Origin of the sequence: Streptomyces sp. NPDC057877 (assembly GCF_042796855.1) — a bacterium.
Classification (GTDB): domain Bacteria; phylum Actinomycetota; class Actinomycetes; order Streptomycetales; family Streptomycetaceae; genus Streptomyces.
Genome location: NZ_JBHVMS010000002.1, coordinates 91,727 through 106,177, shown reverse-complemented (window position 1 = coordinate 106,177; position 14,451 = coordinate 91,727). Strand labels below are relative to the sequence as shown.

The 14,451-nt window shown below is 74.7% G+C and carries 15 protein-coding genes and 1 riboswitch; of the genes, 9 read left to right on the top strand and 6 right to left on the bottom strand.

All coding sequences use genetic code 11. The annotated features are described in order from the left end of the window. The first annotated feature begins 43 nt into the window (after positions 1-43). The 5 genes from ACFVQG_RS04420 (at position 44) to ACFVQG_RS04400 (ending at position 3,310) form a co-directional block, all read left to right on the top strand. A complete protein-coding gene (locus ACFVQG_RS04420) occupies positions 44-373 on the top strand; it encodes a hypothetical protein (protein ID WP_383376722.1) in 330 nt (109 codons plus the stop codon). Between the two features lie 96 nt (positions 374-469). Further along, a riboswitch (cobalamin riboswitch) is annotated at positions 470-655 on the top strand. Positions 656-684: 29 nt separating this feature from the next. Continuing rightward, positions 685-1,377 carry an energy-coupling factor ABC transporter permease gene (locus ACFVQG_RS04415; protein WP_383376720.1) on the top strand — a complete coding sequence of 231 codons (693 nt, stop codon included), beginning with the start codon at positions 685-687 and terminating at the stop codon, positions 1,375-1,377. After that, positions 1,374-1,712: an energy-coupling factor ABC transporter substrate-binding protein gene (locus ACFVQG_RS04410; protein ID WP_383376718.1), complete on the top strand. Its 339-nt coding sequence runs from the start codon at positions 1,374-1,376 to the stop codon at positions 1,710-1,712. Before ACFVQG_RS04415 ends, ACFVQG_RS04410 begins: the two co-directional genes overlap by 4 nt. Then, positions 1,713-2,462: a cobalt ECF transporter T component CbiQ gene (cbiQ, locus tag ACFVQG_RS04405; RefSeq protein WP_383376716.1), complete on the top strand. Its 750-nt coding sequence runs from the start codon at positions 1,713-1,715 to the stop codon at positions 2,460-2,462. Then, positions 2,459-3,310, top strand: a complete 852-nt coding sequence (locus tag ACFVQG_RS04400; protein WP_383376714.1) for an energy-coupling factor ABC transporter ATP-binding protein — start codon at positions 2,459-2,461, stop codon at positions 3,308-3,310. The genes cbiQ and ACFVQG_RS04400 overlap by 4 nt, the downstream gene beginning before the upstream one ends. Before the next feature lie 4 nt (positions 3,311-3,314). On the opposite strand, the gene ACFVQG_RS04395 is transcribed toward ACFVQG_RS04400, so the two are convergent. Next, the gene (locus tag ACFVQG_RS04395; RefSeq protein WP_383376713.1) at positions 3,315-4,115 is read right to left on the bottom strand and encodes a helix-turn-helix domain-containing protein; all 801 of its coding nucleotides are present in this window, start codon (positions 4,113-4,115) and stop codon (positions 3,315-3,317) included. Positions 4,116-4,332: 217 nt separating this feature from the next. On the opposite strand from ACFVQG_RS04395, the gene ACFVQG_RS04390 reads away from it, so the two are divergent. Continuing rightward, positions 4,333-4,896, top strand: a complete 564-nt coding sequence (locus ACFVQG_RS04390; RefSeq protein ID WP_383376711.1) for a hypothetical protein — start codon at positions 4,333-4,335, stop codon at positions 4,894-4,896. Here ACFVQG_RS04390 and ACFVQG_RS04385 read toward each other — a convergent pair. Next, positions 4,883-7,357, bottom strand: a complete 2,475-nt coding sequence (locus tag ACFVQG_RS04385) for a SpoIIE family protein phosphatase (protein ID WP_383376709.1) — start codon at positions 7,355-7,357, stop codon at positions 4,883-4,885. The genes ACFVQG_RS04390 and ACFVQG_RS04385 overlap by 14 nt on opposite strands. A 209-nt stretch (positions 7,358-7,566) precedes the next feature. Here ACFVQG_RS04385 and ACFVQG_RS04380 point away from each other — a divergent pair, with 209 nt between their 5' ends. Continuing rightward, on the top strand, positions 7,567-9,636 hold the full coding sequence (locus ACFVQG_RS04380; protein ID WP_383376707.1) for a SpoIIE family protein phosphatase: 2,070 nt from the start codon (positions 7,567-7,569) through the stop codon (positions 9,634-9,636). 4 nt (positions 9,637-9,640) lie between these two features. Here ACFVQG_RS04380 and ACFVQG_RS04375 read toward each other — a convergent pair whose 3' ends face one another. Beyond that, on the bottom strand, positions 9,641-10,066 hold the full coding sequence (locus tag ACFVQG_RS04375; RefSeq protein WP_383377918.1) for a PaaI family thioesterase: 426 nt from the start codon (positions 10,064-10,066) through the stop codon (positions 9,641-9,643). A 112-nt stretch (positions 10,067-10,178) separates the two neighbouring features. Between ACFVQG_RS04375 and ACFVQG_RS04370 the strand changes: the two genes are divergently transcribed. Next, positions 10,179-10,604, top strand: a complete 426-nt coding sequence (locus ACFVQG_RS04370) for a MarR family winged helix-turn-helix transcriptional regulator (RefSeq protein ID WP_383376705.1) — start codon at positions 10,179-10,181, stop codon at positions 10,602-10,604. Positions 10,605-10,688: 84 nt separating this feature from the next. Continuing rightward, positions 10,689-11,612 (top strand): polysaccharide pyruvyl transferase family protein, encoded by a 924-nt coding sequence (locus ACFVQG_RS04365; protein ID WP_383376703.1) that lies wholly within the window; start codon positions 10,689-10,691, stop codon positions 11,610-11,612. 29 nt (positions 11,613-11,641) lie between these two features. On the opposite strand, the gene ACFVQG_RS04360 is transcribed toward ACFVQG_RS04365, so the two are convergent. Genes ACFVQG_RS04360 through ACFVQG_RS04350 form a run of 3 tightly spaced genes read right to left on the bottom strand, consistent with a single transcriptional unit; the run spans position 11,642 to position 14,441 of the window. Next, the gene (locus ACFVQG_RS04360; protein ID WP_383376701.1) at positions 11,642-12,538 is read right to left on the bottom strand and encodes a glycosyltransferase family 2 protein; all 897 of its coding nucleotides are present in this window, start codon (positions 12,536-12,538) and stop codon (positions 11,642-11,644) included. Further along, positions 12,535-13,419 carry a glycosyltransferase family 2 protein gene (locus ACFVQG_RS04355; protein WP_383376699.1) on the bottom strand — a complete coding sequence of 295 codons (885 nt, stop codon included), beginning with the start codon at positions 13,417-13,419 and terminating at the stop codon, positions 12,535-12,537. The genes ACFVQG_RS04360 and ACFVQG_RS04355 overlap by 4 nt, the downstream gene beginning before the upstream one ends. Beyond that, the gene (locus ACFVQG_RS04350) at positions 13,416-14,441 is read right to left on the bottom strand and encodes a glycosyltransferase family 9 protein (RefSeq protein WP_383377916.1); all 1,026 of its coding nucleotides are present in this window, start codon (positions 14,439-14,441) and stop codon (positions 13,416-13,418) included. The genes ACFVQG_RS04355 and ACFVQG_RS04350 overlap by 4 nt, the downstream gene beginning before the upstream one ends. Positions 14,442-14,451 lie beyond the last annotated feature (10 nt).

Genomic DNA, 14,451 nt, shown 5'->3' with positions numbered 1-14,451 from the left:
CTCCCTGACACGCACCGCACCTCACCGAAAGGAGCCCGGATCCATGTTCACGGTGGTCGGCGCCCTGTTCCTCCTGGTCGGCCTGGTCTTCGTGGCGAACCCGTTCGGGCTCGCGGCGAAGTACGTCCGGTTCGCCTGGCGCACGGGCAGCCCCCGCCCGGGGATGAGTCCGGAGTTGCTGGCGCGCAGACTGGGCACGGCGTTCCTGCCCCTCGGCTGCGGGCTGCTGGCGGCCCGGCTGTTGCTGGCCCTGGGGGTCGAGGAGGACGTCCTGATGGGGCTGCTGCCGGTGGGAGTCGTCGGTCTCTTCGCCGTCATCGGCACCACGCTCTATCTGATCTACCGTGACTCCTCCCGGGGTCCTCGAGTGTGAGACATGGCACCCCCGGGCGTCCGAGTGCGCCGGTGTGCGGGTGTGCGCCCGCATTCGCGCCCCTCGTGCCCGCTTGTCACCACCCCCGGGGGCCGATTACTGTCACCACGCCTTGGTGAACGGGAAATCCGGTGTGATGCCGGTGCGGCCCTCGCCACTGTGATCGGGAAGTCCGGCTCCAGCCCTCACGGGCGGCCACTGGGTCCTTCGGGACCCGGGAAGGCGGAGCACGGGCGGTGGTACCCGTCAGCCAGGAGACCGGCCAAGGCGCGTCAACCATCCACGAGGTGCTGGAGAGGGTCTGCTGAGCCATGCACATAGCCGAGGGTTTCCTGCCTCCGGCGCACGCGATCGCCTGGGGTGCCGCGTCCGCGCCGTTCGTCGTCCACGGAGTCCGCTCCCTCACCCGTGAGGTCAGGGAGCACCCGGAGAGCACCCTGCTCCTCGGTGCCTCCGGCGCCTTCACGTTCGTCCTGTCCGCGCTGAAGCTGCCCTCCGTGACCGGCAGTTGCTCGCACCCCACCGGCACCGGTCTGGGTGCCATCCTGTTCCGGCCGCCGGTGATGGCGGTCCTGGGCACCATCACCCTGCTGTTCCAGGCGCTGCTGCTGGCGCACGGCGGGCTGACCACGCTCGGCGCCAACGTCTTCTCCCTCGCGATCGTCGGCCCCTGGGCGGGCTACGGGGTCTACCGGCTGCTGCGCCGGTACGACGTGCCGCTGATGGGCGCCGTCTTCGGCGGCGCGTTCGTCGCCGACCTGTCCACGTACTGCGTGACCAGCGTGCAGCTGGCGCTGGCCTTCCCCGACCCGAGCAGCGGGTTCCTGGGCGCGCTCGGCAAGTTCGGCTCCATCTTCGCGGTCACGCAGATCCCGCTCGCGGTGAGCGAGGGCCTGCTGACGGTGCTGGTGATGCGGCTGCTGGTGCAGTCCAGCAAGGGGGAGCTGACCCGGCTCGGAGTGCTGCTGACCAAGCCCGCGAAGCGTGAGGCGGTGGCCCGGTGAAGCGCAACACGAAGATCAACCTGCTTCTGCTGCTCGCGGTGGCCGCGCTGGCGGTGCTGCCGCTGGCGCTCGGTCTGGGCGACCACAAGGAGGAGCCGTTCACCGGCGCCGACGCGGAGGCGGAGACGGCGATCACCGAGATCGAGCCGGACTACGAGCCGTGGTTCTCGCCGCTGTACGAACCGCCGTCCGGCGAGATCGAGTCGGCGCTGTTCGCGGTGCAGGCCGCGCTCGGCGCGGGCGTGCTGGCGTACTACTTCGGGCTGCGCCGGGGACGTCGGCAGGGCGCGGAGCGGGCCCTGGCCGAACCCCGGGTGAGCGCCGGGGACGACTGAGTGCTGCCGATCGACGCGGCGGCGCACAGCAGTCGCTGGCGCCGCCGCCACCCCGTGGACAAGGCCGTGCTCGGGCTCGGTCTGACCGTGCTCGCGATCTCGCTGCCGCCCTGGCCGGGCGCGGCCCTGGTGCTGGTGACGGCGCTGGCGCTGCTGCTGGGCCCGGCCGGGGTGCCGGGGCGGGGGCTGTGGCGGGCGTACAAGGTGCCGCTGGGGTTCTGTGCGACGGGCGCCGCGACGCTGCTCGTGCAGGTCGGCGGTCCGGGAGGGCTGGTGTCCCTCGCCGACGACGGGCCGCTGCGCGCCGGGGAGTTGCTGCTGCGGACGTCGGCGGCGTCCCTGGGGGTGCTGCTGTTCGCGTTCACCACCCCGATGTCCGATCTGCTGCCGCGGCTGGTGCGCGCCGGGGTGCCCGCGCCCGTGGTGGACGTCGCGCTGGTCACGTACCGGATGAGCTTCCTGCTGCTTGACTCGGTGCGCCGGATCCGGGCCGCGCAGGCCGCGCGGCTCGGGCACACCACCCGGGCCGCGACCTGGCGGTCCCTGGCGGGGCTCGGCGCGACCGCGTTCGTGCGGGCCTTCGACCGGGCGGCCCGGCTGCAGGCGGGGCTCGCCGGGCGCGGCTACGACGGCTCCCTGCGGGTGCTGCTGCCCGAGGCCCGGGTCTCCGTCCGGTTCACCGGAGCGAGCCTCCTCCTGCTGGCGGCGCTGGCCGCCCTCACCCTCGTACTCGAAAGGCCGCTGACATGAGCGAGCCCGCCCTGGTCGCCCTGCGGGGTGTGTCCTTCGCCTACGAGGACGGTCCCACCGTCCTCAGCGGCCTCGACTTCGACGTCCACGAGGGGCGCGCGCTCGCGCTGCTCGGCCGCAACGGCAGCGGCAAGACGACCCTGATGCGGCTGCTGAGCGGTGGGCTCAGGCCGCGCGAGGGCCGGTTGACGGTCGAGGGGCGGCCGGTCGCCCATGACCGCAAGGGGCTGACCCGGCTGCGGACGACGGTCCAGCTGGTGGTGCAGGACCCGGACGACCAGTTGTTCGCCGCGTCCGTGGCGCAGGACGTGTCGTTCGGGCCGCTCAACCTCGGCCTGCCCGACGCCGAGGTGCGGACCCGGGTCGGCGAGGCGCTGGCCGCGCTGGACATCGGCGCCCTGGCCGACCGTCCCACCCATCTGCTGTCCTACGGCCAGCGCAAGCGGGCGACGATCGCGGGCGCGGTCGCGATGCGGCCGAGGGTGCTGATCCTCGACGAGCCGACCGCGGGCCTGGACCCGGACGGCCAGGAGCGGCTGCTGGCCACCCTGGACGAGCTGCGCGCGAGCGGGACGACGGTGGTGATGGCCACCCATGACGTCGACCTCGCGCTGCGCTGGGCCGACGACGCGGCGCTGCTCACCCCGTCGGGCGTGCACACCGGTCCCGTGGCGGCGACGCTGGCCCGCACCGAGCTGCTCGGGCAGGCGGGGCTGCGGCTGCCCTGGGGCATCGCGGCGGCCCGGCTGCTGCGCACGCAGGGCCTGCTGGGCGAGACGGCCGACGGGCCGCGCACCGCGGAGGACCTGGCCGCCCTCGCCGGGGCCGTGGCGCCGCCGCGGGGGTGACCGGTCAGCCCCACTTCTGACGGTCCGTGCGCTCGCAGGGCAGGGCGCGCAGTCCGGTGGCGCTGTCGGTGAGGCAGTGGTGGGTGACGGCGTTCCTGATCTCCACGGAGTCGTCCCGCAGGGCGGTCACGATCCACTGCTGGGTGGCCTCCGAGCCGCAGACGGCGGGGCGCAGTCCGTCGTCGCCGTGGTCGAGGCAGGCGCCGGTGGCGTGGTTCCTGAGCCGGGTGGTGCCGTCGTCCGCCGTGGTCCTGGACCAGCGCTGGTAGTTGAGGGCGTTGCAGGGGTAGGTGCGCAGGCCCGCGTCCAGGCTGTCGTCCAGGCAGGCGCCGGTGGCGCGGTTGACGAACATCCGGCCGGGGTCGGGCAGTTGCGGGCCGTTGTGCGCGGAGTCGGCCGCGTCGCCTCCGGTCGGCAGGAGTACGGCGGTGAGCGCGCCGCCGAGCAGGGCACCGGCCAGCGTTCCGGCGGCGACGTACCGCCAGCGGGCGCGCGGGCGGCGGCGGGGGGCGGCCGGGGGGTCCGGCGCGCGGGCCGGGGGCGCGGTGGGCTGGCTGCGGTCCGCGGCCTCCCACAGGGCCCGGTACTCGGCCGGGTCGGCCTTCAGGGCGACACAGAGGTCACGGACCGTGGACCAGGGCGGCACCGTACTGCCGCGGAAGTAGCGCGACAGGGACGAGTCGCTGATGCGCACCTCGTTCTCCAGCGCCCGCAACGTGCGGCCCGAACGCTGCTGCAGCGCGCGCAGGGCACTGCCCAGGACGCGCGCCGGGTCGTCGTCCGGGGAGACCTTGCCGATGGCCATCTCCAAGTCCTCCACTGTCCCGGGACATCCGCGTCCCCGCAGGTCGGAACCTTAGGGATCCCGACATCGAGGAAGCAAACGGGACAAGCTTGCGAAGGGTGACGCACCTGCACAAACTCGGGTCACCGCACCGCCGAGACGCGTGCGGATCACCGCTTCCGGCGCCGGTCACGCCGTTTGACCGCGGGCCGCGCCGCACAACCGACAGGAGCACGTCATGCACCGCGTCACCGCACGTCTTCGGCCGCGCCCGGCCGTCGTCGGCCTCGCCCTCCCGGCCCTGCTGCTCGCCGGGGGCGTCACTCCGTCACCGGCCGCCGAGCCGCGGGACGGCGAGTTCGTCGCCGTCCAGGTCAGCGAGGCGGACGGGTCGCCGGTCGGCGGTGTCGTCCCGTGCAAGTGGGGCGTCAACGCCCGCTGGACGCAGGGAAATCCAAGCGATCTGACGTACTCGGCGAGCTTCTGGTGCCCCCTCGTGCCGGACGGCCCCGAGATGGCGGGATTCGTGGAGGCGTCGCTGCACCGGCCCGGCGGTGAGCCGATGGGCCGGGCCCCACGGGTGGACGTCACGCCGTACGAGCCCAGCGAGACGGTCAGCGAGGGAACGGTCACCGTCAACCGGCCGAGCACCCAGTACGTCCGCCATGTCTCCTGGGTCCAGATGCTGCCGACCGAGCCCGGCAAGGTCTGGGTCTGGGGGGCGCTGCCCGAGGGCTGCGACGGGACGGGTTCGCCGATCGCGCACTGCGAGATCGACGACGACCCCTTCACGGTGGAGTAGCGGGCCCTTGGCCGATCTCCTGTTCGGCCCAGATGATCTTGCCGTTGTGGGTGTACCGGGCGCCCCAGCGGTGGGCCAGCTGGGCGACCAGGAAGAGTCCCCGGCCGCCCTCGTCGGTGGAGCGGGCGTGGCGCAGTCGGGGGGCGGTCGCGCTGGCGTCGGAGACCTCGCAGGTCAGGCGGGTGTCGCGGAGCAGCCGTAGCCGGATGGGCGGGTGGGCGTAGCGGATGGCGTTGGTGACCAGTTCGCTCACGATGAGTTCGGTGGTGAGGGCCAGTTCCTCGAAGCCCCAGGCCGCCACCTGGCGGGCGGCGCGGGCCCGGATGTCGGCGACGGCGGCCGGGTCGGCGGGGACTCCCCAGGAGACCACCCGGTCGGCGCCCAGGGCGTGGGTGCGGGTGAGGAGCAGGGCGATGTCGTCGGCCTGCGGCACCGGGACGAGCCGCTGGACCACGGAGGTGCACAGGGCGTCGAGGTCGGGGCCCGGCCGGGCCAGTACCTCGCCGAGCCGGGCCATGCCCCGCTCCATGTCGTGGTCGGCGCCCTCGATGAGCCCGTCGGTGTAGAGGCCGAGCAGGCTGTTCTCGGCCAGCTCGATCTCCATGGCCTCGAAGGCCATGCCGCCCAGGCCGAGCGGCGGTCCGGCCGGGGGTTCGAGGAAGGTCACGGTTCCGCCGGGGTCGACGACGACGGGCGGCGGGTGTCCGGCGCGGGCCATCGTGCAGCACCGGGTGACCGGGTCGTAGACGGCGTAGAGGCAGGTCGCGCCGAGGAAGGAGGGGGTGGTGTCCTCGTCCGGGCGCGCGGCGCCGGTCTCCTCCTCGCCGAGCCGCAGGACGAGGTCGTCGAGGTGGGCCAGCAGGTCGTCCGGCGGCATCTCCATGTCGGCGAGGGTCTGTACGGCGGTCCGCAGCCGCCCCATGGTCGCGGCGGCGGCGATGCCGTGCCCCACCACGTCGCCGACGACCAGGCCCACCCGGCCGCCGGACAGCGGGATCACGTCGAACCAGTCGCCGCCGACGCCGCCCGGCGCGTCCGCGGGGAGGTAGGAGGAGGCCACCTCCAGGGCCGTGCCGCCGGACAGGGCGTGCGGCAGCAGGCTGCGCTGGAGGGTGACCGCCGCGGTGTGCTCCCGGCTGTAGCGGCGGGCGTTGTCGACGCACAGCGCCGCCCGCGCCACCAGCTCGCGGGCCAGCAGGACGTCGTCGGGCTGGAAGGGGACGGGGTTGAGGGACCGGAGGAACGTGGTGAGGCCGAGGGCGGTGTTGCGGGCCCGCATCGGCACGGAGATCAGGGAGTGCAGGCCGAACTCGCGGATGTGGGCGGCGCGTTCGGGCTGTTCGCTGAGCCACAGCTCGTCGGACGGGTCGAGGACGGGGAGGTGGATCGGCTCGCCGCTGATCAGCAGGTGCACGTCGTGCGGCGGCGGCAGGAAGGTCACCCGGTCCCCGATCTGGGCCACGGCCTCCGGGACGCCCTCGCGCACCGACTTCATCCCGGCGCGGCGCATCACCGGCCGGACGGGCGCCGGGCCCGCGTCGGTCAGCCACGCGCCGTGCCCCTCGGTGCTGAGGACGGTCTCCAGCAGGTCGACGATGACGAAGTCCGCGAAGTTCGGGACGGCGAAGTCGGCGAGTTCCTGGGCGGTGCGGAGCACGTCGAGGGTCCTGCCGATGCTGGTCCCGGCCTCGTTCACGAGGGTCAGGAGGCGACGGGCGTTCCACCGCTCGGTGACGTCGAGGACCATGTAGCAGACCCCGGTGATGGCGTCGTGGGCGTCCACCAGCGGGAAGAAGGACGTCGAGTAGGCGTGCTGCCGGTGCGGGTCGGCCCAGCTCCAGCCGACGTACTCGTAGTCGGTGACCGGGAGGCCGGTCGCCAGGACCTTGCGCATCAGGCCCTCGATGGTCTCCGTCTGGAGGCCGGGCAGCAGTTCGCTCAGCCGTCGGCCGAGGCGCTGCTCGCGCGGGACGCCGCCGAAGCGTTCCAGGGTGTCGTTGAGCCACACGTAGCGCAGGTCCAGGTCCATCACCGCCATGCCGACCGGCGAGCGGGTGAGGAAGCCGTCGAGGACGGACTGGCCCACGGCCCACTGCTGGCGCCGCTGCCACGCGGAGAGCAGGAAGCACTCGGCGTCGCCGATCCGGAAGGACGCGGAGACCCGCAGGTCGACGTCGATCCGGGCCCCGTCGCGGTGCCGCAGCGCGACCTGCCCGTTCCACCCCACCCCGCCCCGGCACCGCTCCGCGATCCCCGCCACCCGCGCCGGATCCCCCGGCCCGGCCAGCACCCGCCCGGCCGACCTGCCGACGACATCCCCCGCCGCCCACCCGACCAGCTCCTGGGCCCCCCGCGTCCACCCGACGACCACACCGTCCGCCGACAGCACGGCTGCGGCGTCGGAGGAGGCGTCGAGGTGGTCATGGGGGGTGTCGGGGGTGGGCGCGTCGGGAGAGTTCATGGGTCGCATCCTTTACAGGACCATGTTCCTGCTAGTCCGCCCGATCCGCACGGCTCCGGCGCTCCGGCGCTCCGGCCCGGGAACGGGAAGCGCTCCGGTTGGGCAAAGGAGGATGCCCCGGGGGAGCATGGAAGTGCCGGGGGTCGGAACCCGGCGTGCGGCCCCCGTGCCGTGGGCGTCCCACCGGCCGGTGGAGGAGGTGCGCTGCCATGACAGCCGGATCCTTCCGGTCCCGGGGTGGGGGGTACGGCGACTCGGAGCCGCCCCGGCCGACCGGTCTGCTCGATGTGCTGAGCGTCGCCGCGGTGGTCGTCGACGCCGACGGCCGCATCGTCTTCTGGACCCCGCAGGCGGGGGAACTGTTCGGGTACTCCGAGGAGGAGGCCCTCGGCAAGTACGCGGCGCGGCTGTTCATCCACCCCGAGCACCTCCAGGCGGTGATGAGCCTGTTCACCGAGGTGCTGCAGACCGGCCGCAGCTGGGCCGGTGCCTTCCCCGTCCGGCACAAGGACGGCTCCACCCGGCTGACGGAGTTCCGCAACATGCGGCTGACGGACGACCTCGGGGACGTCTACGCGCTGGGCATCGCGGCCGACCACGCCCTCCTGGAGCGCGTGGAGACCGATCTCGCGCTGTGCGAGAGGCTGATCAACCAGTCCCCGATCGGTCTCGCCCTGATGGACCCCGACCTGCGCTACCGCCTGGTCAACCCGGCGCTGGAACGCATCGACGGCATCCCCGCGGAGGACCACATCGGCCGTCATCTGCGGGAGACCCCGGCGCTCCCCGACGTCGCCACCATCGAGTCGGCGCTGCAGCAGGTGCTCACCACCGGCACCCCGCTCCTCGACCAGTACCACGTGGGCCGCCCGCACGCCGACCCCGAGCACGAGCACGCCTGGTCGCTGTCGTTCTACCGGCTTGAGGACCCCGGCGGCCGGGTGCTGGGCGCCGCCACCTCGGTCGTGGACGTCACCGAGCGGCACCGCGCGGCGGGCGAGGCCGACCGCGCCCGGCGCCGCCTCGCGCTGATCGCCGACGCCTCCGCACGCGTCGGCACCAGCCTGGAGGTGGAGCAGACCGCCCGCGAACTGGCCGACATCGCCTCCACCGAACTCGCCGACGTGGTCGCCGTGGACGTCCTGGACGCCGCGCTCGCCTGCCGCCGCAGCCGCAAGCCGGACAACGGACCGGAGCTGTTCCGCGCCCTGGCACTCAAGGCGGCGCACCCCACCGTCGCGCTGCGCGCCGCCGACGCCCCCGGTGACCTGGCCGCCTACGACGGCGACCGCCTGGTCACCCTGTGCGTGCACACCGCGCGGCCGGTGCTGGTCAAGCATGTCGGCCACCACGACCTGCCGCGGATCGCGCGGGACGAGGAGGCGACCACGCTGCTGGCCCGCGCGGGCGTCCACTCGTATCTCGCCGTGCCGCTGATCGCCCACGGTGAGGTGCTCGGCGTCCTGGACCTCAAGCGCACCCGCAACCCGGTCCCGTTCGACGAGGACGATGTCATCCTCGCCTGCGAGCTGGCCGGACGGGCGGCCGTGGCCATCGACAACGCCCGCTGGTTCCAGAGCGTGCGCAACACCTCGCTCACCCTCCAGCGCAGTCTGCTGCCCGACCACTCACCGCACCACCCCGGCCTGGAACTCGCCTCCCGCTACCAGCCCGCCCAGGCCACCAGCGAGGTCGGCGGCGACTGGTACGACGTCATCCCGCTGACCGACGACAAGACCGCCCTGGTCGTCGGCGACGTGATGGGCAACGGCATCGACGCCGCCGCGACCATGGGCCGACTGCGCACCGCCACCTGCGCCTACGCCGACCTCGATCTGGAGCCCGGCGCGGTGCTCCAGCACCTCGACAAGATCACCTGCGATCTGGAGCACTACATCGTCACCTGCGTCTACGCCGTGTTCGACCCGCGCACCAGGACGTGCCGCATCGCCAACGCGGGCCACATGCCGCCCGCGCTGGCCCGCCCCGGCGAGGCGGCCACCCTGCTCGACCTGCCCGCCGGGGCCCCGCTCGGCATCGGCGGCATCCCGTTCGAGACCGCCACCGTGGAACTCGCCCCCGGCGATCTGCTGGTCCTCTACACGGACGGCCTCGTCGAGACCCGGCACCACCCCATCGACGACCGCCTGGGCGTCCTCCTCGGCTTCCTCGACGAGCCCCCCGAGTCCCTGGAGGAGACCTGCGACCTGCTCCTCTACGGGCTGCGCAACCCCGACGACCACGACGACGTCGCCCTCCTGGTGGCCCGCACCCAGTAGCCGGTCAGGAGCCGGGCGCCAGCACCGCGACGGAGCCCTGCGCCACCGCGCACAGCGTCTCCGTGCCGTCCTCGGCCACCGTACTCAGGTCGCAGCGGCTGACCACGCGGGTGCGGCCCGCGCGGACGACGCGGCCGTGCGCGCGCAGCAGGACGCCGTCGGCGGGCTTGAGGTAGTCGATGGTGTACCCGGCGGTGATCAGCCGGGCACCGGCCACCGTGCCCGCGGCGAAGGTGAGGGTGTTGTCGGCGGCGTAGCCGAGGACGCCGCCGTGCAGGAAGCCGTACTGCTGGCGGAGTTCGTCGCGGATGTCCAGCTCCAGGACGGCCTCGCCACCGCCGAAGGCGACGAGGCGGGCGCGGATCAGGTCGCTGAAGGGCTGGGCGGCCAGCACCTTCCGGGCGGTCTCCAGGTCGTCGATGGTGCGCATGGTCATGGCCCCTCGCGTCGAGTCGGCGCTCACTTCACCGTGCTCACTTCACTAGTGAAGTGACTGTTCCCCGACCCTCGCGCGCGAGCGCCGCTTCTGTCAAGATCGGCCCATGTCCGAGGCCGACCAGCGTCTGTACTTCCTGCTCCAGCGGGCGGCGCACCAGCTGCGCACCGGGGTGGACCGGCGTTGTCTGGCCGCCGCCGGGGTGACCACCGCGCAGCTCGGCGCGCTGTTCGCCGTGCACGACGAGCCCGGGATCACCCAGCAGGGGCTGGCCCGGGTGCTGGGGCTGCGCGAGTCGGCGGTGACGGGACTGGTCGCACGGCTCACCAAGGCGGGGCTCGTGGTCAGGCGACCGCATCCGCGTGAGCACCGGGCCGTCGTCCTGGAGCTGACCGCCGAGGGGACCGCGGCACTGGCCGCCGCGCGGCCGGAGATCGACCGTTTCAACGGGGAACTGCGGGAGTTGCTCGGCGAGCAGGGGTTCGCCGGGACCGCCGCCGCGCTGCACCGGCTGGCGCACTGGGAGCCGTGACGGGGTGCGTCACGAGGGTTGCGGGCGAGGTGTGCTGGGCACCCGGACCCCACTGTGAGCACGCACCACGTGAGGGAGCCGGACGTGCGGCAGCGACTGCCGCGGCGCCGGATCCTGGTCGCCGGGTGGTTCAGCTTCCTGCACGGGGAGGCGACCGCCGGGGACGTGCTCGCCCTGCGCCGGGTGGAGGACGTCCTGCGCCGGGCCGGGGTCTCCTACGACGTCGTGTGGAGCCCCGGGTTCCGGGCGGGCGCGCTGCATCTGGAGGAGGTGCGGCCCGAGGACTACACGCATCTGGTGTTCGTGTGCGGGCCGCTGCACGGGGCACAGGTCGAGGCGCTGCACCGGCGGTTCGCGCACTGCGCGCGGATCGCCGTCGGCACGTCCGTCCTCGACCCGGACGACCCGGCGGTGGCCGGGTTCCACCGGGTCCTCGCGCGCGACGCGCCCGCCGCCCCTCCGGTGGAGGACCTGTCGGCCCGCGCGCCCGCCGTACCGGTACGGCCGGTCGCCGGGGTGATCCTGACCCACGGCCAGTACGAGTACGGGCCGCAGCGGCGGCACGACGAGGTGGCCCGCACGGTCACGCACTGGCTGGCCGAGCGGGACTGCGCCCGCCTGGAACTGGACACCCGGCTCGACACCCACGACTGGCGGCTCAGCGCGACCCCCGCCCAACTGCTGTCCGTACTGGCCCGTCTCGACCTCGTCGTCACCGACCGGCTGCACGGGCTGGTGCTGGCCCTGCGGGCCGGGACCCCGGCCATCGCCGTCGACCCGGTCGCGGGCGGCGCGAAGGTGACCGCCCAGGCCCGCGCCTGCGGCTGGCCCGCGCTGATCCCCGCCGAGCGCCTGGACGGACGCCTGCTGGAACGCTGGTGGGAGTGGTGCCTGACGTCCGGCCGGGTGGCCGCGCGGCAGGTGCGCGCCGAGTTCCTGGAGGGGTCCCTGCCGGACAGCGCGGACGGACTCCTGGAGGCACTGGAGGTGCAGCGGTCCCCGGGCTGAACGGGGCGTTCGCGCACACGGGGTCACCCTCACCCCACGTAGCGCCGGGCCGTCGACGTGCTCTGGGCGTGTTCCAGCGTGCGCAGCCGGGACTCGACCTCGGCGGGCAGTACCCGGCGTTCGCGCAGTACCCAGGGGAGGGCGGCGGCGGCCTCGGCGAAGCCGCGCAGGGAGGTGGTGTCGTGCGGGACGGTGCGGGCCAGGTGCCAGGTGCGGCGCAGGGCGGGCCGGGCCGGGCGGCGCAGCCAGGTGAACCACAGGGTGTTGCGGATGCCGTGCGCCCGCCGCGCGGTGGAGTCCCGTAGCTCGGACGGCTGATGATGGGCCGTCAGATGGTCGGCGTACGTCAGCCACCAGCCGTTCGCCGCCAGGTCGGCGGCGAGCAGCTCCTCCTCGCCGCCCAGCCACAGCCGGGGGTGGAAGCCGCCCGCGGTGCGGAAGGCGTCGGTGCGCAGCACGGTCGCGGCGGCCAGGAAGGAGCCGAGCGCCGGGCCGGGCAGCCAGTCGGGGCCGGGGACGGGTGAGGTGCGCAGTTCGCGCACGATGGGGTCGTCCGTGCCGTCCGGTTCCACGACGATCCGCGCGGTGACCGTGCCGAGCGCGGGGTACCGGTCGAGCAGGTCGGCGGCGCCGGACAGGGCGCCGGGCGCCCACCAGGAGTCGTCGTCGCAGAACGCCACGTAGGGGGTGCGGACCCGGCGGACCGCCACGTTGCGGCCCACGGCGCCGAGGTTGCGGGCGGCGGGCAGCAGCCGTACCCGGGGGTGGTGGCGGCGCACGGCGGCGGCGGTGCCGTCCGTGGAGGCGTTGTCGGTGACGAACACCTCGGGCCGCTCCGGGAGTTCGGCGAGGTGGTCGAGGGTGCGCAGGAGTTCGGCGCGGCGGTCGTGGGTGATGATCACGACGGAGACGCGGGGGTCGGTCATGGGATCGCTCCCTGGCGGCCGTGGGTCTCGTCCAGCAGCCGGGCCGCGCGTTCCAGGTGCGGGGGCAGCGGGCTGCGGGCGTACAGGGCGGCGGGCAGGCGGGTGACGGTCTCGCGCAGGGCGCGCCGGGCGGGGGCCTCGTGGCGGGCCTCGGCGGCGAGGCGGCGGGTGCGGGCGAGGGCGTGCGGCACGGGGCGGCGCAGCCAGGCGGTGAGGACCTCGTTGCGGCGGTCGCGCGCCGGGCGCTCGTGACGGGGCGAGGGCGCCGGGTGGTGGTGGGCGGTCACGTCCGGGCAGTGCGCGACGCCCCAGCCGCGGGTGGCGAGGTCGTAGGCGAGGAGGGTCTCCTCCCCGCCGAAGAACAGCAGGTGGTGGAAGCCGCCCGCGTCCAGGTAGGCGGCGCGGCGGACGACGGCGGCGCAGGCCAGGAAGCCGAGCACCTGGGTGCCGGGCAGGTCGGGGGCCGGGCCGAGGGGCGAGCGGGCGAGGAGGGCGTTGAGCGGGTCGGGGGTCTCCTCGGGGCCGACGAGGGTGCGGGCGGAGAGCAGGCCGAGCCGGGGGTGGGCCTCGAAGTGCTCCACCGCGCGGGCCAGCGCGCCCGGCGCCCACCAGGAGTCGTCGTCGCTGAAGGCCACGTACGGGGTGTCCAGGGCGCGGACGGCGTGGGTGCGGGCCAGGGCGCCCCGGTTGGAGGGCAGGGCCAGCACCCGGACCTCGGGGAAGTCACGGGCGAGGCGGGCGCGGGTGTCGTCGGTGGAGGCGTTGTCGGCGACGACGACGGGTGGGCGTTCCGGGAGGGCGAGCAGGTGGCGGAGGGTGACGGCGAGGCGGTCGGAGCGGTCGCGGGTGGCGATGGCGATGCCCAGGGGCGGGTTGCTCATGACGGTTGCCGGTCCAGGGTGCGGGGGGCCGTTACGTGTCCGATGCGGTCGAGGGCTGCCAGGACGTCGTCGGGGTGGATGCGCAGCAGTGCCGGGTCGGGTCGGCGGCCGTGCGGGTCGCCGTCCGGGCCGGGGTGCCACAGGGCCTGGTGGCGCGGGTGCGGGGGCGGGCCCCAGCGGCTGGGCGGCACCGGGCCGAAGAGGGTGACGGTGGGGGTGGCGTGGGCGACCGCGAGGTGCGCGATGCCGGTGTCCCCGCTGACGACGGTGTGCGCGCCCGCGACGAGGGCGGAGAGCCGGGGCAGGGTGAGCGTGCCGCCGTGGAGGTCGGCGCGGGTCAGTCCGGCGTGCTCGCCGAGGCGGGCGACCAGGGCGCGCTCGTCGGCTCCCCCGGTGACGACGACCCGGTGGCCGTGGGCGCGCAGGGCGCGGGCGACGGTGGCGTACCGCTCCACCGGCCACTGCCGGGACGGTGCTCCGGCGCCGGGGTGCAGGACGACCGCGCCGGGCGCCGGGGAGGGCTCGGGCGGGCGCGGCAGCCGCAGGTCGGTCGGGTCGGCGTCGATGCCGTAGGCCGTGAGCAGCCTGCACCAGCGGTCGCGCTCCTGCTCCTCGGACCACCAGGGCGGGCCGTCGATCTCGGGCGTCTCCGGGTGCGCGAAGGCCAGCAGCCGCAGTGGGCGCAGGTCTTGCAGCAGGCGGTGGCTGGGCGGGCCGTTGCCGTGCAGGTCCACCGCGACGTCGGGGGGCGGGCCGCTCCAGTCGAGCCGCCGTGGCACGGCACGCCCCGGCGCGGACGCGGGCAGCAGCCGGTCGACGGCGCCGGTGGCCGCCACGATCGGCGCCAGCTCGGCGGGCCCCGCGAGGATCAGCTCGTGCCCGGGGAACGCCCGCCGCAGGGCCCGCAGCGCGGGCACTCCGGCGAGCAGGTCCCCGAGGCCGAGGGCGCGCAGGACAAGGAGACGGGGGCGGGGGCGGGGGTGGGGATGGGGGTGGGGATGGGGATGGGGATGGGGGCTCATACGGCGGCGG